Raw genomic sequence first — 20,437 nt, 5'->3', positions numbered from 1 at the left:
CTTCGCCGCTGACATCTGTCGGGTAGGGCTTGCGGGGCATCTGCAAACTCTACCCTCGGCTCCGCGCTCAGGAAGCAAAGTTCATAACACGCTCTAGGGGCGAAGACCCGGCCCTGGCTTGCTGGACGGGGCGAGGAGGCGAACGGGTGCCTACGAGGGTGATTCCGCTCTCGATGCGGGCCGCTGTTTCCGGGCAAGCGGGGCGACAGTGGCAGCAGCTTGCGTCGTCTGCCACGCTCGCTCGTTCTGTTGCTTGACCTCGTTGATCTGTTGACGCCACGAGGCGAGCCGCTCGCGGTGGGCACACATCGCACGCTCGTGCTCCGTCTCAGATGGACTGCGTGATCAGGCCGATGTTCGCGAGCAATTCCTTCGCCCGCCGTGCGTTGTTGTTGTTGTTGTTGTTGTTGTTGTTGTTGTTGTTGATGTTGATGTTGATGTTCTTCAACTTGACACCATTGGGCAGCTCAACATTGCACTCGCGGATGCGACCCTTGCTGAGTGCTTGTTGAATGTCGGCGATGCTCGGCTCAGTCCTGCGATTCATGGAGTCCCATTCCCAGTTAAGGCAAACAGCCCTCATCCTAGCAAGCTCAACATTCTTCGTTCTCAGGGATCGCTTGATCGTTTTCCCGGCGTCAGTGATGCAGAAGTAAACGTGCCATGGCGGTTGCGGTGCAGATGCGGAACAGCGGTTTTCATGGGCTTGCGTTGACCCATTGCCTGGATCACCGGCCTCAGAAGTAAAAAACCCGCACCAGCTAGGCTGATGCGGGTTTCGGCTGTTTTGGTGGCGCTTCACGGATTCGAACCGCGGACCTGTGGATTATGATTCCATCGCTCTAACCGACTGAGCTAAAGCGCCTGAGCCCTCAAGTATAGCGCTTTTTTCAGAGCGCACAACAACTTCCTGCAGCTGCGGGCCAGGCCGGCAGGCGTCTCCAGCAGGCCGGGCCGTAGAATTCCACGCTTCAGCCCCTGGATGAACACCATGACCCGCTGCAAGCCCCCCACGACCCGCCTTCCTTTCCGCTCCAGGCCCCGCGCAGCCGCCCTGCTGCTGGCGCTCGGCGCGGTCGCCCCCGCCTTCCTGCCTGCCCCGGGCGCCGCGCAGGAAGTGCAGCCCGGCATGGGCAACGTGCGCAACTTCCCGGAAGCCGCCCAGCGCGGCACCCTGGTGATCCTCAGCACGGCCGAGGCGCAGCTCAATGGCAGCACCGTCCGCACGGCGCCCGGCCTGCGCATCTTCAGCCCGCAGAACACGCTGGTGATGGCCCACTCGGTGATCGGCCAGTCGTTCACCGTCAACTACACGATCGAGCCCGCCACCGGCCTGCTGCACACCGTGTGGATCCTCACCAAGGCGGAGGCCGCGGTGCCCCGCAAGGGCAGCGGCGGCGGCTCCTTCCTCGATTCGCTGTTCGGCTCCGGCAGTTGAGGATGGGCGCGGGCCGCCCGCAGCGCCCGCCACCGCTCCTCCCCACGCCTCCCCCTGATTTCTTCTGGCAGTTCCCGGCGCGGCCCGCACCCGGCCGGCACGGCACTGCCACTCCCTCTTTCCGGAATTCCGCCATGGCCAAAAAAGTCTTCGTCAAAACCTTCGGCTGCCAGATGAACGAGTACGACTCGGACAAGATGGTGGACGTGCTGCATGCCGCCCAGGGCTACGAACCCACGCAGAACGCCGAAGAGGCCGACCTGATTCTGTTCAACACCTGCTCCGTGCGCGAGAAGGCGCAGGAGAAGGTCTTCAGCGACCTGGGCCGCTTCAAGCACCTGAAGGCCCGCGGCGTGAAGATCGGCGTGGGCGGCTGCGTGGCCAGCCAGGAGGGCGACGAGATCATCAAGCGCGCGCCCTACGTCGATGTGGTCTTCGGCCCCCAGACCCTGCATCGCCTGCCGGAGCTGCTGGCGCAGCGCGAGGCCCTGGCCCGCCCGCAGGTGGACATCAGCTTTCCCGAGATCGAGAAGTTCGACCACCTGCCCCCGGCGCGCGTCGAGGGCGCGAGCGCCTTCGTCTCCATCATGGAAGGCTGCAGCAAGTACTGCAGCTACTGCGTAGTGCCCTACACGCGCGGCGAGGAAGTCAGCCGCCCCTTCGACGACGTGCTGGTCGAAGTGGCGGGCCTGGCCGACCAGGGCGTGAAGGAAGTGACCCTGCTCGGCCAGAACGTGAACGCCTACCTGGGCAGCATGGGCGGCACGGCCGAGGTGGCCGATTTCGCCCTGCTGCTGGAATACGTGGCGGACATCCCGGGCATCGAGCGCATCCGCTTCACCACCAGCCACCCCAATGAATTCACGCAGCGCCTGATCGACGCCTACGCGCGCATCCCCAAGCTGGTCAGCCACCTGCACCTGCCCGTGCAGCACGGCTCCGACCGCATCCTGATGGCCATGAAGCGCGGCTACACGGCCATGGAATACAAGAGCACCATCCGCAAGCTGCGCGCCATCCGGCCCGACCTGGCCATGAGCAGCGATTTCATCGTCGGCTTCCCCGGCGAGACCGAGGACGACTTCGGCAGGATGATGAAGCTCATCGACGACATCCACTTCGACAACAGCTTCAGCTTCATCTTCAGCCCGCGCCCCGGCACGCCCGCCGCCAGCCTGCACGACGACACGCCGCACGAGGTCAAGCTGCGCCGCCTGCAGGAGCTGCAGGCCGTCATCAACGCCAACATCAAGTCGATCAGCGAAAGCCGCGTGGGCACCGTGCAGCGCATCCTGGTGGAAGGCGCGTCCAGGCGCGACGGCAGCGAACTCATGGGCCGCACCGAATGCAACCGCGTGGTCAACTTCGCGGGCCATCCGCGGCTCGTCGGGCAGATGGTCGATGTCACCATCACCGAGGCCAAGGCCTACACGCTGCGCGGCGAGGTGGTCACGGCGGACCACGGCGCGCTGGCCGCGCACTGAGGCAGAGGGCCGCATGGGCTTCGCCGCGCGCCTCTTTCGCCGCCAGCAGGGCGTCGCCGCCCTCGGGGGACTGTCGTTCCAGCAGATGCTGCTGCTGGCCTTCCTGCTCATCGCCGGGTTGCAGGGCGCCAGTTCGCTGCGCGCCATCTTCACGCTGGAGCAACTCATGGTCCAGAGCCGCAACGGCGCGGCCGAGGCCATCCAGCTCAATGCCGCGGCCCAGAGCCTGAACGCCCGCGGCCAGACGCTGGAGCGCGCCGCCCGGCAATCGCTGGTGCTGGCCGACCGCTCGCTGCGCCGCCGTTTCGACGACCTCTCGCGCGAGGCCCACGAGATCCTGCAGCGCCTGGAAACCAAGGGCCTGCCGCCGGAACTCGGGGCGCAGTGGCGCGCCCACCTCGCCCAGGTCACCGCGCTGCTCGACGGCCCGCCGGCCCTCTCGCTGGACAACGAACGCGCCGTGGCCGGGCTCTTCCTGGAGCTCGACGGCGTGAACGGCGCCATTGCCCAGTCGGTGCAGGACATCAACACCCGCCGCAGCACCGAACTGCAGGAAAAGATCGAAGCCAGCCGCCGCGAGGTGACCCACCAGGTGGTCGGCGTGATCGTGCTGGCCCTGGTGCTCGCGCTGGCCCTGGGCATCTGGCTGGCCCGGCCCTTCAAGCGCCTGGAGCACGCCATCCGCCTGCTGGGGGAAAACGAACTTGCCCAGCCGGTGGAGATTCCCGGTCCGGTGGACATCCGCCGCGTGGGCCAGCAGCTCGAATGGCTGCGCGTGCGGCTGCTGGAGCTGGACGCCGACAAGGCCCGGTTCCTGCGGCACATCTCGCACGAACTCAAGACCCCCCTGGCCTCCATGCGAGAGGGCGTCGCCCTGCTGCAGGACGGCGTGACCGGCGAGCTGGGCGCGGGCCAGCGCGAGGTGGTGGACATCCTGCACCAGAACACCCTGGTGCTGCAGGGCGAGATCGAGGCCCTGCTGCGCTTCAACGCCGCGGCCTTCGAGGCCCGCCAACTGCACCGCGCGCCCACCGACCTGCTGGCGCTGATCGAGGCCCAGGTCGAGACCCAGCGTCTGCAGTGGCAGGCCCGCAAACTCGACGTGGTGGTCGAGGGCAGGCCGGTGACACTGCCGGTGGATGCCGAGAAGATCGCCTCGGCCGTGGGCAACCTGCTCTCCAACGCGATCCGCTTCTCGCCCCAGGGCGGCAGGATTCTGATTCAACTCATACGTTTCGAAGACCGTATCCGCATCGATGTGGCCGACGAAGGCCCCGGCGTGCATGAAAATGACCGGGCCCGCATCTTCGAGCCCTTCTACCGGGGGGTGCGGCAGCCGGAAGACGCCGCACGCGGCACCGGCATCGGCCTGTCCATCGTCCAGGAGTACGTCGCCGCCCATGGCGGGCGCGTGAGCCTCGTAGAGGCCGGCGAACGTACACCCTTCCGCATCGAGCTGCCCCATGCCTCCTGATCTTTCGCTGCCGCGTCCCGGCGCCCGCACCCGCTCCGGCCTTGCGCGCCCCACTGCCGTGGCACGCCTGGCACTCGCGGCGGCCCTCGCGCTGCTGGCCGGCTGCGCCGCCCCGCCCGAACCCACCGCAGCGCCCGAGGCGGCGCCCGCCCTGCCCGCCCCCGTGCCGAAGCCGGCCCCTGCCGCCGCGGAAGAGGCGGACAAGGCCGAGGCCGACGCAGCCGCCATGCCGCCGATGGATGGCTTCGCGTCGGCGGCCACCCCAGAGTCCGCCCGCACGCCCGCCTCGCTGCCGCGCCAGATGCTGCTGTACGCCGACCGTGTCCGGAACCTTCCGCCCCCCGAACTCATGGCCGAGATCGCCCGCCTGTCGGAGGCCCAGGCCAACGCCGGCAACCCGCCGGAAAAGTCGTTCCAGCTGGCCCTGGTGCTGCTGCAGACGCGGCAGCCGGCAGATACCGCGCGCTCGCTGGGCCTGGTGCAGAAACTGCTGTCCGACAACCGGCCTGCCGCGACGTCGCTGCAGCCGCTGGCGCGGCTGCTCGAGAACCGCCTGCTTCAGCAGCGCCGCCTGGAAGACCAGCTGGACCGCCAGTCGCAGCAGCTCAAGGACGGGCAGCGCCGCATCGACCAGCTGAACGAGCGCCTGGAGGCGATGCGCGCCATCGAGCGCAGCCTCAACGCCCGCCCCGGAGCCCCCGGCAACGGCAGGGCCGCCCACCCCGCACCGTCCGAATCCCCCCGCTGAACCGGCCCCGAGCATGCCCGCCACGCCCCCGACGAAAACCTCCGCGCCCCGTCCACGCATCCTCGTGGTGGACGACGATGCCGACATGCTGCGGCTGCTGTCGCTGCGCCTGAACGCGGCCGGCTATGAAATCACGGCCGTGCCATCCGCCGAAGCCGCGCTCGCCCAGTTGGAGACCAGCCGCCCGCAGCTCGTGCTGAGCGACGTGCGCCTGCCCGGCCGCGACGGCCTGGCCCTGTTCGACGAGGTGCGCTCGCGCCACCCCTCGCTGCCCGTGATCCTGCTCACCGCGCACGGCACCATCCCCGACGCGGTCGAGGCCACGGCGCGCGGCGTGTTCACCTACCTCACCAAGCCCTACGACGCCAAGGACCTGCTCGACAAGATCGCGCAGGCCCTGGCACTGAGCGCGCCCGCCACGCAGACGCCCCAGGCCGACAGCACCTGGCGTGCCGAGATCGTGAGCCGCTCCAACCGCATGGCCGACCTGCTGGCAGAGGCCCGCATGGTCGCCCAGTCGGACGCCAGCGTGCTGCTGCTGGGCGACAGCGGCACCGGCAAGGAGTTGCTGGCGCGTGCCATCCACCGGGCCAGCCCGCGCGCGGCGCGGCCCTTCGTGGCCGTCAATTGCGGCGCCATCCCAGAGGCCCTGCTGGAGTCCGAGCTGTTCGGCCACATGAAGGGCGCCTTCACCGATGCGCACAGCAACCACAAGGGCCTGTTCCAGGCGGCCGACGGCGGCACGCTGCTGCTCGACGAAATCGGCGACATGCCGCCCGCGCTGCAGGTCAAGCTGCTGCGCGTGTTGCAGGAGCGCGCCGTGCGCCCGGTCGGCGCGAGCCAGGCCACGCCGGTGAACGTGCGCATCGTCTCCGCCACGCACCGTGACCTGGAGGCCGCCATGGCCACCGGCCAGTTCCGCGAAGACCTCTACTACCGCCTCAACGTGGTCACGCTGACGCTGCCCACGCTGGCCGACCGCCGCGAGGACATCCCGCTGCTGGCCAACCATTTCCTCGACCAGCTGGCACGCAAGTACGACAAGCGCCTGTCGGGCTTTTCGCCGGAAGCGCTCAAGGCGCTCACGGCGGCGCCGTGGCCCGGCAACGTGCGCCAGCTCTACAACGTGGTGGAGCAGGCCTGCGCACTCTCCACCACGCCCCTGGTGCCGCTGGGCCTCGTGCAGCGCGCGCTGCGCACGCCCACCGCACAGGTACTGAGCTTCACCGAGGCGCGCCAGCGCTTCGAGCGCGAGTACCTGGTGGACCTGCTGAAAATGACAGACGGCAACGTCGCCGACGCCGCGCGGCTGGCACAACGCAACCGGACCGAGTTCTACCGCCTTCTGCAAAAGCACGCGCTGACGCCGGGCCAGTTCAAGAGCGATGGGGGTCCGCCCGACGATGTCGCCGAAGAGCGACAAGAATAAGTCGTTGATTTCAAACGATTTCTTCTTTTCGACGCCCTCCCCGGTCGCTGGTTTGCGACAAAAACCCCGGTTTTGGGGTTCTTTCAGCCCTCCGCACAACTACTTACACGCTTTCGTGCTCATAAGTCCTTGATTCACAAGGATTTTTCCAGGCTGGCACAGGGTTTGCCCTATTGCTCGCATGCCACAGGCCTACTTTCCCTCCCGCGCTGCGCCGACATCGGCGGAAACGTGTTCGCGAGAGGGTTACGCACCTGCCGTCCTGGAATACCACAACCGAGTGAGCACAACCATGGAATCCCTATCCTCCCGATCGGAAGCCGCCCCCCGCAACACCGCGGGCACGCCCGCTCCCGCCGTGGTGGCGCGCCGTGGCGCACGCTACCCCCGCCCGGTGGAAACCGCGCGCAGCACCCTGCGCGAAGACCGCCATCCCAATTCGCTCACCGCACCGCCCGTACACCGCGGCTCCATGGCGCCGCTGCCCTGGCGCGGGTTCTGGAACAGCATCGTCACCGCCGTACTGATGCGCCTCAATAGCCGCAAGGCCTCCGCCGCCACGGCACCCGCCGCGCCGCAGGAGACCTGGGAGCGCGCCGCCCGCCAGCGCCGCAACATCTTCCTGCTGCTGGCCCTCGCCACCAGCGCCCTGGCCACGACGCTTTTCGCCGGCGTGCAGCCCAGCTATGACAGCGCCTGGCTCGAATACGGCCAGCTCGGCCTCTTCGCCCTGCTCTCGACCTGGGTGGTGACCGGCTTCCTCACGGCCATGATGGGCTTCTGGGTGATGCTGCGCGGCGACCGCCACGCCCTGTCGGCGAAAAGCGTCCGCAACGACGTGCTGAGCCCCGACGCCCGCACCGCGATCATCATGCCCATCTGCAACGAGGACGTGGCGACGGTGTTCGCCGGCCTGCGCGCCACCTGCGAATCGGTGGCCGCCACGGGCCATGCAAAGACCTTCGACGTCTTCGTGCTCTCCGACAGCTATGACCCGGCGATCGCCGCCGCCGAGCGCGCCGCCTGGGAAGAACTGCGCGCCGTGCTGGCCGCCAACGCCAACCAGCCGCAGGTCGAGGTGTACTACCGCCTGCGCACCCGCCGCACCCACCGCAAGGCCGGCAACGTGGCCGACTTCTGCCGCCGCTGGGGCAAGGACTACAAGTACATGGTGGTCCTGGACGCCGACAGCGTGATGAGCGGCGACTGCATCGTCTCCATGGCCAAGCTGATGGAAGCCCATCCGCGCGCCGGCATCATCCAGACCGCCACACAGGCCATCGGCCACGTCACGCTGCACGCCCGCGCCCAGCAATTCGCCTCGCGCGTCACCGGCCGCCTGTTCACGCTGGGCATGCAGTTCTGGCAGCTCGGCGAATCCCACTACTGGGGCCACAACGCCATCATCCGCGTCAAGCCTTTCATGGACCACTGCGCCCTGGCCCCCATCAAGGGTACCGGCGGCATGAGCGGCGGCATCATGAGCCACGACTTCGTCGAGGCCGCGCTGATGCGCCGCGCCGGCTACCACGTGTGGCTGGTGTCCGATCTGGTGGGCAGCTATGAGCAACAGCCGCCGGACCTGCTGTCCGAACTGCAGCGCGACCGCCGCTGGTGCCAGGGCAACCTGCAGAATGCCCGCCTGATGGCCGAGCCCGGCATCCACCCCGTGCACCGCGCCATGTTCGTCACCGGCGCCATGGCCTACCTCTCGGCCCCCCTGTGGCTGGCTTTCATCACCTTCGGCACCGTGCTGTGGCTGTCCGGCGCCCGCCTCGTGGCCGACTGGAACGTGCTGCCCGGCGAGCTGATGGCCCTGTGGGCATGGACGCTGTGCATGCTGTTCCTGCCGCGCGCGCTGGGCGTGGCCGCCATCCTCATGAAGGGTGAGCAGAAGCAGTACGGCGGCACCGGCAGCCTGTTCAAGAGCGCCGCGCTGGAAAGCGCCATGGCCATCCTGCAGGCTCCCATCCGCATGCTCGGCCACTCGCTCTTCGTGATCGTTGCCCTGACCGGCCTGAAGCTCGACTGGAAGTCGCCTCCCCGCGAAGCCAACGCCGTGCCCTGGAAGGATGCCCTGCGCCAGCTGGCCCCGATGAGCCTCGTGATCGCCCTGCTGGGCGTGGGCGTGGCGCTGATCGATCCCACCGCGCTGGTCTGGCTGATGCCCGTGGGCCTGCCGCTGGTGTTGTCCATTCCCCTGGTCGTGCTGTCCAGCCAGATCGCCCTCGGCCGCACCCTGCGGGCCCAGCGCCTGCTGTTGATCCCCGAGGAGGCCTGGTCTCCGCCCGTGCTGCGCCGTGCCTGGATGCACGCCACCCAGCTCAAGAACGGCGGCCCCGTCCGCCAGCCCGCGCCGCTGCTCAAGGCGGCCTGAGGCACCGATTGCCCCTCGTGCGCGCTCTGCGCGCACTTTCAAGCCGGCCCCCTGGGCCGGCTTTTTTCATGGCCGGACGGCGGGCAGCGGCCAAAGAAAAGAAAAGGCCCTGCGGTGGCAGGGCCTGGATCGAGGGGTGAGGGGAAAGGCGACCGGGGAAGGATCAGAACGGCAGTTTGGGCATGCCGCCCCCGCCGAAGCCCTTCATGCCGCCCATCTTCTTCATCATCTTCATGAGGCCGCCGCCCTTCATCTTCTTCATCATGCCCTGCATCTGGTCGAACTCGTTGAGGAGGCGGTTCACCTCCTGCACCTGCACGCCCGCGCCGGCCGCGATGCGCTTCTTGCGCGTGGCCTTGATGATCTCGGGCTTGCGGCGCTCCTGGGGCGTCATGCTCTGGATGATGCCTTCCTTGCGGCGGATGTCCTTCTCGGCCTTGTTCATGTCCACCTGGCCGGCCTTGGCCATCAGCTCGGAGGGCAGCTTGTCCATGAGGCTGGAGATGCCGCCCATCTGCTTCATCTGCTGGAGCTGGCCGAGGAAGTCGTTCAGGTCGAAGCCGTCGCCGCTCTTGACCTTGGCGGCCAGCTTCTGCGCGGCTTCCAGATCGACGCCCGCGCTCACCTGCTCCACCAGGGCCACGATGTCGCCCATGCCCAGGATGCGGCCGGCATGGCGCTCGGCGTCGAACACCTCCAGGCCGTCGATCTTCTCGGACACGCCCGCGAACTTGATGGGCGCGCCCGTCACCTGCCGCACCGACAGGGCCGCGCCGCCGCGGGAGTCGCCGTCGAGCTTGGTCAGCACGATGCCGGTGAGCGGCAGTGCCTCCTTGAAGGCCCTCGCCGTGTTGATCGCGTCCTGGCCCTGCATGGCATCGACCACGAACAGGGTCTCGACCGGGTTCAGGGCCGCGTGCAGCTCCTTGATCTCGTTCATGAGCGCCTCGTCGATCGCTAGGCGGCCGGCCGTATCGACCAGCAGCACATCGAAATAGTGGCGGCGGGCGTGGTCGATCGCGGCGCGTGCGATGTCCAGGGGCTTCTGGTCGGGCGTGCTGGGGAACCACTCGGCGCCCGCCTGCTTCGTCACCGTCTTCAACTGCTCGATGGCGGCGGGACGGTACACGTCGCCCGAGACGGTGAGCACCTTCTTCTTGCGCTTCTCGATCAGGTGCTTGGCCAGCTTGGCCGTGGTGGTGGTCTTGCCGGCGCCCTGCAGGCCGGCCATCAGGATCACTGCCGGCGGCTGGGCGGCGAGGTTGATGTCCGACACGCCCTCGCCCATGGTCGCAGCCAGCTCGCGGTTCACGATGGAGACCAGCGTCTGCCCCGGCTTGAGCGAGCCCAGCACCTCCTGGCCCAGGGCCTTTTCCTTCACGCGCGCGATGAAGTCGCGCACCACCGGCAGGGCCACGTCGGCCTCCAGCAGCGCCATGCGCACCTCGCGCAGCATGTCCTGCACGTTGGATTCGGTGATGCGGGCCTGGCCGCGCATCTCCTTGACGAGCCGGGAGAGTTTTTCGGTGAGGGCGGATGCCATGGGACGTATTCCGGTTGGGCGGGCCGGACGCTGCATCCGGGCCGGGCCGCCTGGGCAGCGGCGGGCTAAACTGTGGGCCCATGATTTTACCCAGCGTCTTCCCCGCCCACTGGCTGCTCTCCCTGGGCGCGGCGCTGGCCTACGCGGTACCGGCCCTGGCGGCCGCCCGCATCGGCGCGGAACGCGGCCGCACCGCGCTGTGGGTGGCCTGGGTACTGCATGCCGCGGTGCTGGCCTGGAGCCTGCTGGGCGACACGCCCCGCTTCGGCTTCGCGCCCGCGCTCTCGATGACGGCCTGGCTGGTGCTCACCGTCTATGCGATCGAACACCAGGTCTTCCCGCAGATGCGCACGCGCTGGATGCTCGCCGCCCTGGGCGCGGCGGCGGTGCTGCTGGCCATGGTGTTCCCGGGCCAGCCTCTGCACGTCAACGCCTCGGCCTGGCTGCCCCTGCACCTGGCGCTGGGCATCGCCTCCTACGGGCTCTTCGCGGCGGCCGTGGTGCACGCCTGGCTCATGACCCGGGCCGAACGCCGCATCCGGCAGGCGGCGGACCCGCACAGCGGGGTGCCGCTGCTCACGCTGGAGCGGCTCACCTTCCGCTTCGTCGTGGCCGGTTTCGTGCTGCTCACCGCCACGCTCGCGGCGGGCCTGCTGTTCGGCGAGACGCTCTACGGCCGCGCCTGGAACTGGGACCACAAGGCCGTGTTCTCCGTCCTGTCGTGGCTCACGTTCGCCGTGCTGCTCATCGGGCGCTCCCGGTTCGGCTGGCGCGGCCGCATCGCCGTGCGCGTGCTCTACGCCGGGGCCGGCCTGCTGCTGCTGGCCTACGTGGGGTCGCGCTTCGTGCTCGAAGTGGTGCTGGGGCGCCCGCTGTGAAATACCTCGTGCTGCTGCTCGTGCTGGCCGTGGCCTGGTGGCTGTGGCGCGGCGGCGCTCGGCGCGGCCAGGTGGCCGGCACCGAAGCCCGCGCCCGCCTGGCGAAGCCGCAGGACATGGTGCCCTGCGCCCACTGCGGCGTGCACGTGCCGGCCTCGCAGGCGCTCGCGCACGGTGGGCACACCTACTGCGGCCCGGAGCACCAGCGCCTGGGTCCCCGCTAGGGCCGCGGCATGTCCCAGTGGTCCCACTCCACCCTGCAGGTGCCTGTGGCGGATCCGCCGTTCGCGCGCCTGTGGACCAGCTTCCTCGCCGGCCGCGTGGTGGTGGCGGTGGCCCTGCTGCTGCTGCAGGCCCTGGGTTTCGCCTTCAACCAGGGTTCCGGCACGGCCCTGACGGGCCTGTGCACCCTCTACCTGCTCGCGGCGGTCATGGTACTGGCCATCTCGGGCGAGAAGCCGCCCCCGCCGCAGGCCGGCATCCGCTGGCTGCCCACCATCGGGGTGGACCTGGCGCTGATCGCCAGCCTGCAGATGCTGCAGTCGGGCGCGATGAACTACACGCCCCTGTTCGGCCTGCCCATCCTCATGGCGGGCGTGCTGGGCACCCTCACCCTGGCGCTGGGAACGACCGCGGCCGCCACCCTGCTGCTGCTGGCCTGGACCTGGTGGCTGGGCGGCGCGGGCACGGCCGAATCGACGCAGCGCTATTTCCAGGCGGCGCTGACGGGCACCGGCTACTTCATCGTGGCCTACCTCGTGCACCAGTTGGCCACGCGCCTGCACCGCGAGCAGCAGCTGGCGCTGGAGGGCCAGCTCGCCGCGAAACTGCAGGAGCAGGTGAGCGCGCTCGTGATCGACCACCTCTCCGACGGCGTGATCGTGGTGGACGGCCTTGACACCGTCCGCCTCGCCAACCCGGCCGCCCTGCTGCTGCTGGGCGAATCGCCCCAGCCCGCCCCGCCGTTCCCGCTCACGCGCTCGCCATCGTGGGCCCCCCTGCTCGACATGGCCCGGCAGACCTTCCGGCTGGCGCAGCCGCAGGGCGCCGATGTGGACATCCTGCAGCCGGGCCAGAGCCCGCTCGCGCTGCACGTGCGGACCTGGCTCACCGCCTCGCCCCTGATCGCCCTCGACACCGGCGGGTCGCAGATGTGCGTCATGTTCCTGCACGACCTGCGGGAGATGGAGGCGCGCCTGCGCACCGAGAAGCTGGCCGCCATGGGCCGCATGTCCGCCGCCGTGGCCCACGAGATCCGCAATCCGCTGGCTGCCATCGTGCAGGCCAACGCGCTGCTGGAGGAAGACCTGTCCAACCCGGCACACCGGCGGCTCGCCCACATGGTGCAGCAGAATGCCGACCGGCTCGCCCGCATCGCGGAAGAGGTGCTGGACATCGCGCGCGTGCAGCACCAGATCGACCATGCCCCCGCCGGCACGCTGCCGCTGGACGATTCGGTCGCCCAGGTCTGCCGGGACTGGCAGTCGCACAGCCCGCACAGCCGCCGCGCCCAGCTGTCGCTGCATGCGGCGGGCACGCAGGTGGAGTTCGACGCCGAACACCTGCGGCGCGTGCTCGTGAACCTGCTCGACAACGCCCTGCGCTACATGGGCGCCGAGCCGGATTCGCTGTGCATCTCCACCTATACCAATGCCGGCGGCCAGGCGCACCTGCAGGTCTGGAGCGACGGCGCGCCGCTGGACAAGACCGTGGAGCGCCACCTGTTCGAGCCGTTCTTCTCGTCCGAGAGCCGCTCCAGCGGCCTGGGCCTCTATATCTGCCGCGAACTCTGCCAGCGCCATGGCGCCTTCGTCGGCTACCAGCGGCTCACGCGGGTGCTGGGGCGCGGGGCCATCGGCGGCAACGCGTTCACGGTGGCCTTCCGCCGCGCCGCCAGGCCGGGCGGGCCGTCGTCCACGCTGTTTGACACAATCGTCGTCTGACACTGCCTGCCCGACCCGCCATGAATGCCCCCGCCGCCACCATCCTGGTCGTCGATGACGAGCCCGACCTGCGCACGCTCTACGAACTCACGCTGCTGCGCGAGGGCTACCGCGTGGAAACGGCGGCGACCATCGAGGAGGCGCGCCGGCAGCTCCAGGCCCGGCGCTTCGACGCCGTCATCACCGACATGCGCCTGCCGGACGGCTTCGGCATGGAGCTGCTGCAGGAGATCCGCCAGCAGAAGCGGCGCGAGCGCTGCGTGGTGATGACCGCCTACGGCTCCGCGGAGAACGCCGTCGAGGCACTGCGCTCCGGGGCGTTCGACTACCTCACCAAGCCGGTGGACCTCAAGCAGTTCCGCTCCGTGGTCGCCTCGGCCGTGCAGGGCACGGGCGGCGTGCCGCCGCCCCGCTCCGCGCGGCCCGGCCCGCCGGCGGCGGCCGGCAACCTCTCCGGGCTCGATCCGCTCGTGGGCGACTCGGAGGCCATGCGCAACGTCAAGCAGCGCATCGCCAAGGTCGCGCGCAGCATGGCCCCGGTGCTGATCCGCGGCGAATCGGGCACCGGCAAGGAGCTCGTCGCCCGCGCCCTGCATGGCTGCAGCCAGCGCGCCGACGGCCCGCTGGTGGCCGTGAACTGCGGTGCCATCCCCGAGAACCTGCTGGAGGCGGAGTTCTTCGGCGCGCGCAAGGGCTCCTACACCGGCGCCAGCCAGGACCGCGACGGCTACTTCCAGGCCGCCCGCGGGGGCACGCTGTTCCTCGACGAGATCGGCGACCTGCCCCTGTCCATGCAGGCCAAGCTGCTGCGCGCCATCCAGGAGCGCAGCGTGCGCCCGCTCGGGTCCACCCAGGAAGACACCGTGGATGTGCGGATCGTCAGCGCCACCCACCGCGATCTCGCCGCCGACGTGCAGGCGGGGCGCTTCCGGCAGGACCTGTACTACCGCCTCAACGTGATCGAGGTCGTGATCCCGCCGCTGCGTGAACGCCGCGAGGATCTTCCCGCCCTGTGCGCCGCCCTGCTCGACCGCATCGCCGCCGAAACCGGATTGCCCGCGCCCCCGCTGACCGGCGAGGCCCTGGCGGACATCGCCCGGCACGCGCTCACGGGCAACGTGCGCGAACTGGAGAACCTGCTGCACCGTGCCGTGGCACTGAGCGACGGCGGCGAGCTGCACATCGAATGCCCCGCGGATGCCGCTGGCGTCACGCCGCATGCGCCGCGGCCCGCGGCCCCGGCGTCCGGTGCGCCGGCCGGCACCGCGGATCCGCTTCCCGCAGCCCACGTGCCGCTGCCCAGCGACCTGCAGGGCTGGCTCGACCAGCAGGAGCGCGAGATCCTGGTGCGCGCCCTGCGCGAGCACGGCTTCAACCGCACGGCCACCGCCGCCCGCCTGGGCATCAGCCTGCGGCAGATCCGCTACCGCATCGACCGCCTGGCCATCGCCACGCCGCAGGACGACGACGTGCCCGACGACCATGCAGCCTCCTGACCCGATGAACGGTGCCCAGGGGCCCGGCGGCCCGGACGGGGCCGGCCCGCGCTGGAACGGCGGCTGGTACCTGCCCGCCACGGCCCTGCCCTCGCCGAACTTCGGGCCCCGCCCCGCCCGGGCCGCCATCGATCTGATCGTGGTGCATTCCATCAGCCTGCCCCCGGGCGAATACGGCACGGGCGAAGTCCAGCGCCTCTTCACCAACGCGCTGGACTGGGACGCGCATCCCTACTACGCCGGCATCCGCGGCCTGCAGGTATCGGCCCACTTCTTCATCGAGCGCGGTGGGCAGCTGTGGCAGTTCGTGGACTGCGGCGACCGCGCCTGGCATGCGGGCCCGTCCGCCTACCGGGGCCGGGACAACTGCAATGACGACTCGATCGGCATCGAGCTCGAAGGCCTGGAAGGGGACGCCTTCGAGCCCGCCCAGTACCGCGTGCTTGCCACGCTGTGCCGGGACATCGCGCAGCGCTACCCCGTGGCCCACGTCGCGGGCCACGAGCACATCGCGCCCGGACGCAAGCGGGACCCCGGCCCGGGGTTCGACTGGCAGGAATTGCAGTCCCGGCTCGTCAGCCCGCGCATCGCCTTCCCGCCGCAAGTCAAGCCCTCCTGACCGGCGAGCAAGGGTTTTCCCGAAGCGCTGGCGCGGACGAGGGCAAATCGCGACACTCGCTCCCCTTGCGCCCATCCAGCGCTGGAGCCGGCCCGCGCCGCGCACCGGTCCCGCAACGCGCGCCAGGCCTGGCGCCGCAACCCGGAAACCCCGTCCGGCGCGGCTTGCGGGACCGCTCCCCCACCCGCGTGCCGACGCGTGGAAACACCACGCGGCTACACGCATCGAATTTCAAGAGATACACTACATGTAGTGCCCAGGTAGTCATGTGACCACTACCTATAGCGTTTCGCATTACGCAATCAACTGGCGGTGTGCGCCTACACCCCCGTCCTTTTTCTGCCACCCCATCCACCGAGGTTTCCTGTATGCAGCCTGCGCTGAGCCCTTCATCCGCCACGACCGCACCCGACCAGACGCCCACGGCGCAGGGCACCGAGCCCGCGGCCGGCGGCCACCCGCTCTCGCACTACCAGATCATCCGCCGCAACGGCGCGGTCGTGCCGTTCGAGCCGCAGAAGATCGCCGTGGCCATGATGAAGGCCTTCCTCGCGGTGCACGGCACCCAGGGCGCGGCCTCGGCCAGCGTGCGCGAAACCGTGGACACCCTGACCCAGTCCGTGGTGCGCGCGCTCATGCGCTCGCGCCCGGGAGGCGGCACGTTTCACATCGAGGACGTGCAGGACAACGTGGAGCTGAGCCTCATGCGCGGCGGCCACCATGAAGTCGCCCGCGCCTACGTGCTCTACCGCGAGCGCCGCACCCAGGAGCGCGCACACCAGCAGCACGACCGCCAGCCCGCGCCCTCCACTCCGGTGCTGCACGTGATCGACAACGGCCAGCGCGTGCCGCTCGACGAAGCCCGCCTGCGCGGTCTGATCGATTCCGCCTGCGCCAACCTGGGCCAGGACGTGCATGCCGCGCCCATCGTGGCCGAGACGCTGCGCAACCTGTACGACGGCGTCCCGATGGACGAGGTTTACAAGGCCTCCATCCTGGCCGCGCGCACGCTGATCGAGAAGGACCCCGACTACACCTATGCCACCGCCCGCCTGCTGCTGCATACCATCGTGCGCGAGGTGCTGGGCCGGGACGTGGTGCCTGCCGACATGGGCCCGGCCTATGCCGCCTACTTCCCGCAGTTCATCCAGAAGGGCGTGGACAACGAACTGCTCGACCCCCGCCTGCTCCAGTACGACCTGGTGCGCCTGGGCGCCGCGCTCGATGCCGGCCGCGACCAGCAATTCGACTACCTGGGCCTGCAGACCCTGTACGACCGCTACTTCCTGCATGTGCGCAAGACCCGCATCGAACTGCCGCAGTGCTTCTTCATGCGTGTGGCCATGGGCCTGGCGCTGAACGAGTCCGACCGCGAGGCCCGCGCCATCGAGTTCTACGAAGTGCTGTCGTCGTTCGACTTCATGTCGAGCACGCCCACGCTCTTCAACAGCGGCACACTGCGCTCGCAGCTGTCCTCGTGCTACCTGACCACGGTGCCCGACGACCTCGACGGCATCTACGAGTCCATCAAGGAAAACGCCCTGCTCTCCAAGTTCGCGGGCGGCCTGGGCAACGACTGGACGCGCGTGCGCGCGCTCGGCTCCCACATCAAGGGCACGAACGGCGAATCCCAGGGCGTGGTGCCGTTCCTCAAGGTGGTGAACGACACGGCCGTGGCCGTGAACCAGGGCGGCAAGCGCAAGGGCGCCGTCTGCACCTACCTGGAAACCTGGCACCTCGACATCGAGGAGTTCCTGGAACTGCGCAAGAACACCGGCGACGACCGCCGCCGTACGCACGACATGAACACGGCCAACTGGATTCCCGATCTGTTCATGCGCCGCGTGATGGAAAGGGGCACCTGGACGCTGTTCTCGCCCTCCTCCGTGCCCGACCTGCACGACCTGTTCGGCGCCGACTTCGAGCGTGCCTACGTCGCCTACGAAGAGAAGGCCGCGCGCGGCGAGATCAAGCCCTCGCGCACCCTGCAGGCCACCGACCTGTGGCGCAAGATCCTCACGATGCTGTTCGAGACCGGCCACCCCTGGATCACCTTCAAGGACGCCTGCAACGTGCGCTCGCCCCAGCAGCATGCCGGCGTGGTGCATTCGTCCAACCTGTGCACCGAGATCACGCTCAACACCAGCGATGCCGAAACCGCCGTGTGCAACCTCGGCTCGGTGAACCTGGTGCGCCACCTGAAGGACGGCCCGAACGGCAAGGAGCTCGACCACGCCAAGCTGCGCAAGACCATCTCCACGGCCATGCGCATGCTCGACAACGTGATCGACATCAACTACTACGCGGTCGAGAAGGCGCGCAACTCCAACATGCGCCACCGCCCGGTGGGCCTGGGCCTGATGGCCTTCCAGGACAGCCTGTACGAACTGCGCATCCCCTACGCCTCGCAGGCCGCGGTGGAATTCGCCGACCGCTCGATGGAAGCGATCTGCTACTACGCCTACTGGGCGTCCACCGAACTCGCCCAGGAGCGCGGCAAGTACTCCAGCTACCCCGGCTCGCTGTGGGACCGCGGCATCCTGCCGATCGACACGCTCGACCTGCTCGAGAAGGCCCGTGGCGGCTACGTGGAAGTGGACCGCGCCGCCACGCTCGACTGGGACGCGCTGCGCCAGAAGATCGCGCGCGACGGCATGCGCAATTCCAACTGCGTGGCCATCGCGCCCACGGCCACGATCTCCAACATCGTCGGCGTGGACGCCTCCATCGAGCCGTCCTTCGGCAACCTGTCGGTCAAGTCGAACCTGTCGGGCGAGTTCACGGTCATCAACGGCTACCTCGTGCGCGACCTCAAGCGCCTGGGCCTGTGGGACGACGTGATGGTCATGGACCTCAAGCACTTCAAGGGTTCGCTGCACCCGATCGACCGCGTGCCGCAGGACGTCAAGGCGCTCTACTCCACCGCGTTCGAAGTGGCGCCCACCTGGCTGGTGGAAGCCGCGTCGCGCCGCCAGAAGTGGATCGACCAGGCGCAGAGCCTGAACATCTACATGGCCGGCGCATCGGGCAAGAAGCTCGACGAGACCTACAAGCTCGCCTGGGTGCGCGGCCTCAAGACCACGTACTACCTGCGCACGCAGAGCGCCACGCACGTCGAGATGAGCACCGTGAACACGCGCCAGCTCAACGCGGTTTCGTCGGGCGACGACGGCGCGATGCAGGCCGCCGGCAACGTCGCGGCGCGCCCGAGCGCGCTCGATGCGGCCGCCGCGGCGGCGCAATCGCAGGCCGCCGCGCTGCCCGCGACCGACGTGAAGTTCTGCGCCATCGACGACCCCACCTGCGAAGCCTGCCAGTGATGCGGATGCGCTGCGAGGAAGGTCCCCGCGCGGGACCTTCCTCGCATGTGCTCTGAAGCAACAAAAACATCGCTGCGCCACGCTGCGGCGCTTTTATTTTTGCAGCGCTGCTTTCATAATCCGACCATTGGAAGACCTATGCTGAACTGGGACGAAGAAGTCAAGCCCTCATCGCAGAAACCTCTGGACGGCGGTCTGCAAGGCCACCGTCAGGACGTGCTGCCCTCCGCATCTTTCCAGAGCCCCGTGCCGCAGTCCGCGGCCACCTCCGCGCCGGCCCAGCACCGCCGCGTGAATGCCGCCGACAAGCGCATCATCAACGGCCAGACCGACGTCAACCAGCTCGTCCCCTTCAAGTACAAGTGGGCCTGGGAAAAGTACCTGGCCACCTGCGCGAACCACTGGATGCCGCAGGAGGTCAACATGACCCGCGACATCGCGCTGTGGAAGGACCCGAACGGCCTGACCGAGGACGAGCGCCGCATCGTCAAGCGCAACCTCGGCTTCTTCGTGACCGCCGATTCGCTGGCCGCCAACAACATCGTGCTGGGCACGTACCGCCACATCACCGCACCCGAGTGCCGCCAGTTCCTGCTGCGCCAGGCCTTCGAGGAAGCGATTCACACGCACGCCTACCAATACATCGTCGAGTCGCTCGGCCTCGACGAAAGCGAGATCTTCAACGCCTACAACGAGGTCGATTCGATCCGCAACAAGGACGAGTTCCTGATCCCCTTCATCGAGGCGATCATGGACCCCGACTTCAAGACCGGCACGCCCGAGACCGACCAGACCCTGCTGAAGTCGCTCATCGTGTTCGCCTGCCTGATGGAAGGCCTGTTCTTCTACGTCGGCTTCACGCAAATCCTCGCGCTGGGCCGCCAGAACAAGATGACCGGCGCCGCCGAGCAGTACCAGTACATCCTGCGCGACGAGTCGATGCACTGCAACTTCGGCATCGACCTGATCAACCAGCTCAAGCTCGAGAACCCGCACCTCTGGACCGCGGAGTTCAAGGAAGAGATCAAGGGCCTCTTCATGAAGGCCGTCGAGCTGGAGTACCAGTACGCGGAGGACACCATGCCGCGCGGCGTGCTGGGCATGAACGCCTCCATGTTCAAGGGCTACCTGCGCTACATCGCCAACCGGCGCGCCACGCAGATCGGCCTGGAGGCGCTCTTCCCCAACGAAGAGAACCCCTTCCCCTGGATGAGCGAGATGATCGATCTGAAGAAGGAACGCAACTTCTTCGAGACGCGCGTCATCGAGTACCAGTCCGGCGGCGCACTGTCCTGGGATTAGTCGATCCCGTCATTCCAGGCCATGTATTTTCATTCCACGCCCCGCACCGGCAGCCCGCAATGGCCCTGCCGTGCGGGGCGTTCCCGCGTTCATGGCGGTGGGTGCCCGAGAGCGCCCATCGCCATGGATCGCTCCCTGTCCAATGCAGGCATGGAGCGCTCTTTGCAAATCGACCCAAGGAGAAAATGATGGCAACTGCGAAGAAGACGACCGCCGCCAAGAAGGCAGCACCCACCGCGAAGAAGGCGGCTTCCACCAAGGCAGCGACGACCGTGAAGAAGGCCGCCGCCACGACGAAGAAGGCCGCTCCGGCGAAGAAGGCTGCAGCCCCCGCCAAGAAGGCAGCTGCACCGGCGAAGAAGGCCGCAGCCCCCGCCAAGAAGGCA

The 20,437-nt window shown here is 68.6% G+C and carries 16 protein-coding genes and 1 tRNA gene; 14 read left to right on the top strand and 3 right to left on the bottom strand.

The features are described from left to right. Positions 1–328 precede the first annotated feature (328 nt). Both BLR05_RS26605 and BLR05_RS16650 read right to left on the bottom strand, forming a co-directional pair. Entirely contained in the window at positions 329–547 is a 219-nt protein-coding gene (locus BLR05_RS26605; protein ID WP_167361280.1) for a hypothetical protein, read from the bottom strand. 241 nt (positions 548–788) lie between these two features. After that, positions 789–865 (bottom strand) — tRNA-Met (locus BLR05_RS16650). A gap of 117 nt (positions 866–982) precedes the next feature. Here BLR05_RS16650 and BLR05_RS16645 point away from each other — a divergent pair. The 6 genes from BLR05_RS16645 to mdoH all read left to right on the top strand — a co-directional run bounded on the left by BLR05_RS16645 (position 983) and on the right by mdoH (position 8,950). Continuing rightward, positions 983–1,438, top strand: a complete 456-nt coding sequence (locus BLR05_RS16645; RefSeq protein WP_092836170.1) for a hypothetical protein — start codon at positions 983–985, stop codon at positions 1,436–1,438. A gap of 134 nt (positions 1,439–1,572) precedes the next feature. Further along, positions 1,573–2,922 (top strand): tRNA (N6-isopentenyl adenosine(37)-C2)-methylthiotransferase MiaB, encoded by a 1,350-nt coding sequence (miaB, locus tag BLR05_RS16640; protein WP_092836168.1) that lies wholly within the window; start codon positions 1,573–1,575, stop codon positions 2,920–2,922. Positions 2,923–2,935: 13 nt separating this feature from the next. Continuing rightward, positions 2,936–4,396: a sensor histidine kinase gene (locus tag BLR05_RS16635; protein WP_092836166.1), complete on the top strand. Its 1,461-nt coding sequence runs from the start codon at positions 2,936–2,938 to the stop codon at positions 4,394–4,396. After that, a complete protein-coding gene (locus tag BLR05_RS16630; protein ID WP_092836164.1) occupies positions 4,386–5,144 on the top strand; it encodes a hypothetical protein in 759 nt (252 codons plus the stop codon). Before BLR05_RS16635 ends, BLR05_RS16630 begins: the two co-directional genes overlap by 11 nt. 13 nt (positions 5,145–5,157) lie before the next feature. Next, positions 5,158–6,573, top strand: coding sequence for a sigma 54-interacting transcriptional regulator (locus tag BLR05_RS16625; protein WP_092836162.1), 1,416 nt, complete (start codon positions 5,158–5,160; stop codon positions 6,571–6,573). 292 nt (positions 6,574–6,865) lie between these two features. Then, positions 6,866–8,950: a glucans biosynthesis glucosyltransferase MdoH gene (mdoH, locus tag BLR05_RS16620; protein WP_092836160.1), complete on the top strand. Its 2,085-nt coding sequence runs from the start codon at positions 6,866–6,868 to the stop codon at positions 8,948–8,950. 163 nt (positions 8,951–9,113) lie between these two features. Here mdoH and ffh read toward each other — a convergent pair whose 3' ends face one another. After that, positions 9,114–10,493, bottom strand: a complete 1,380-nt coding sequence (ffh, locus tag BLR05_RS16615; RefSeq protein ID WP_092836158.1) for a signal recognition particle protein — start codon at positions 10,491–10,493, stop codon at positions 9,114–9,116. A gap of 80 nt (positions 10,494–10,573) precedes the next feature. Between ffh and BLR05_RS16610 the strand changes: the two genes are divergently transcribed. The 8 genes from BLR05_RS16610 to BLR05_RS25995 form a co-directional block, all read left to right on the top strand. Then, on the top strand, positions 10,574–11,371 hold the full coding sequence (locus BLR05_RS16610; protein WP_092836156.1) for a cytochrome C assembly family protein: 798 nt from the start codon (positions 10,574–10,576) through the stop codon (positions 11,369–11,371). Next, entirely contained in the window at positions 11,368–11,595 is a 228-nt protein-coding gene (locus tag BLR05_RS16605) for a PP0621 family protein (protein WP_092836154.1), read from the top strand. The genes BLR05_RS16610 and BLR05_RS16605 overlap by 4 nt, the downstream gene beginning before the upstream one ends. Positions 11,596–11,604: 9 nt before the next feature. Next, positions 11,605–13,314: a sensor histidine kinase gene (locus BLR05_RS16600; RefSeq protein ID WP_092836152.1), complete on the top strand. Its 1,710-nt coding sequence runs from the start codon at positions 11,605–11,607 to the stop codon at positions 13,312–13,314. A 20-nt stretch (positions 13,315–13,334) separates the two neighbouring features. Next, positions 13,335–14,810: a sigma-54-dependent transcriptional regulator gene (locus BLR05_RS16595; protein WP_092836150.1), complete on the top strand. Its 1,476-nt coding sequence runs from the start codon at positions 13,335–13,337 to the stop codon at positions 14,808–14,810. Continuing rightward, positions 14,797–15,429 (top strand): 1,6-anhydro-N-acetylmuramyl-L-alanine amidase AmpD, encoded by a 633-nt coding sequence (gene ampD / locus BLR05_RS16590; protein WP_092836149.1) that lies wholly within the window; start codon positions 14,797–14,799, stop codon positions 15,427–15,429. The genes BLR05_RS16595 and ampD overlap by 14 nt, the downstream gene beginning before the upstream one ends. A 368-nt stretch (positions 15,430–15,797) precedes the next feature. Further along, positions 15,798–18,749 carry a ribonucleoside-diphosphate reductase subunit alpha gene (locus tag BLR05_RS16585; protein WP_092836148.1) on the top strand — a complete coding sequence of 984 codons (2,952 nt, stop codon included), beginning with the start codon at positions 15,798–15,800 and terminating at the stop codon, positions 18,747–18,749. A gap of 138 nt (positions 18,750–18,887) precedes the next feature. Beyond that, positions 18,888–20,051 (top strand): ribonucleotide-diphosphate reductase subunit beta, encoded by a 1,164-nt coding sequence (locus BLR05_RS16580; protein WP_092836147.1) that lies wholly within the window; start codon positions 18,888–18,890, stop codon positions 20,049–20,051. A gap of 188 nt (positions 20,052–20,239) precedes the next feature. After that, positions 20,240–20,437: hypothetical protein (locus tag BLR05_RS25995; protein ID WP_208606024.1), on the top strand; the 198-nt coding region annotated here is incomplete at its 3' end.

The sequence above is a fragment of the Paracidovorax cattleyae genome (assembly GCF_900104515.1).
GTDB classification, from domain to species: Bacteria; Pseudomonadota; Gammaproteobacteria; order Burkholderiales; family Burkholderiaceae_C; genus Paracidovorax; species Paracidovorax cattleyae.
Note: the sequence above shows the minus strand (reverse complement) of the source record. Positions and strands in the feature narration are given on the sequence as shown.

Bases quoted from the DNA above. Each gene is read 5' to 3' on its own strand.
- BLR05_RS26605 (WP_167361280.1), bottom strand. From the start codon at position 547: ATGAATCGCAGGACTGAGCCGAGCATCGCCGACATTCAACAAGCACTC.
- BLR05_RS16645 (WP_092836170.1), top strand. From the start codon at position 983: ATGAACACCATGACCCGCTGCAAGCCCCCCACGACCCGCCTTCCTTTC.
- miaB (WP_092836168.1), top strand. From the start codon at position 1,573: ATGGCCAAAAAAGTCTTCGTCAAAACCTTCGGCTGCCAGATGAACGAG.
- BLR05_RS16635 (WP_092836166.1), top strand. From the start codon at position 2,936: ATGGGCTTCGCCGCGCGCCTCTTTCGCCGCCAGCAGGGCGTCGCCGCC.
- BLR05_RS16630 (WP_092836164.1), top strand. From the start codon at position 4,386: ATGCCTCCTGATCTTTCGCTGCCGCGTCCCGGCGCCCGCACCCGCTCC.
- BLR05_RS16625 (WP_092836162.1), top strand. From the start codon at position 5,158: ATGCCCGCCACGCCCCCGACGAAAACCTCCGCGCCCCGTCCACGCATC.
- mdoH (WP_092836160.1), top strand. From the start codon at position 6,866: ATGGAATCCCTATCCTCCCGATCGGAAGCCGCCCCCCGCAACACCGCG.
- ffh (WP_092836158.1), bottom strand. From the start codon at position 10,493: ATGGCATCCGCCCTCACCGAAAAACTCTCCCGGCTCGTCAAGGAGATG.
- BLR05_RS16610 (WP_092836156.1), top strand. From the start codon at position 10,574: ATGATTTTACCCAGCGTCTTCCCCGCCCACTGGCTGCTCTCCCTGGGC.
- BLR05_RS16600 (WP_092836152.1), top strand. From the start codon at position 11,605: ATGTCCCAGTGGTCCCACTCCACCCTGCAGGTGCCTGTGGCGGATCCG.
- BLR05_RS16595 (WP_092836150.1), top strand. From the start codon at position 13,335: ATGAATGCCCCCGCCGCCACCATCCTGGTCGTCGATGACGAGCCCGAC.
- ampD (WP_092836149.1), top strand. From the start codon at position 14,797: ATGCAGCCTCCTGACCCGATGAACGGTGCCCAGGGGCCCGGCGGCCCG.
- BLR05_RS16585 (WP_092836148.1), top strand. From the start codon at position 15,798: ATGCAGCCTGCGCTGAGCCCTTCATCCGCCACGACCGCACCCGACCAG.
- BLR05_RS16580 (WP_092836147.1), top strand. From the start codon at position 18,888: ATGCTGAACTGGGACGAAGAAGTCAAGCCCTCATCGCAGAAACCTCTG.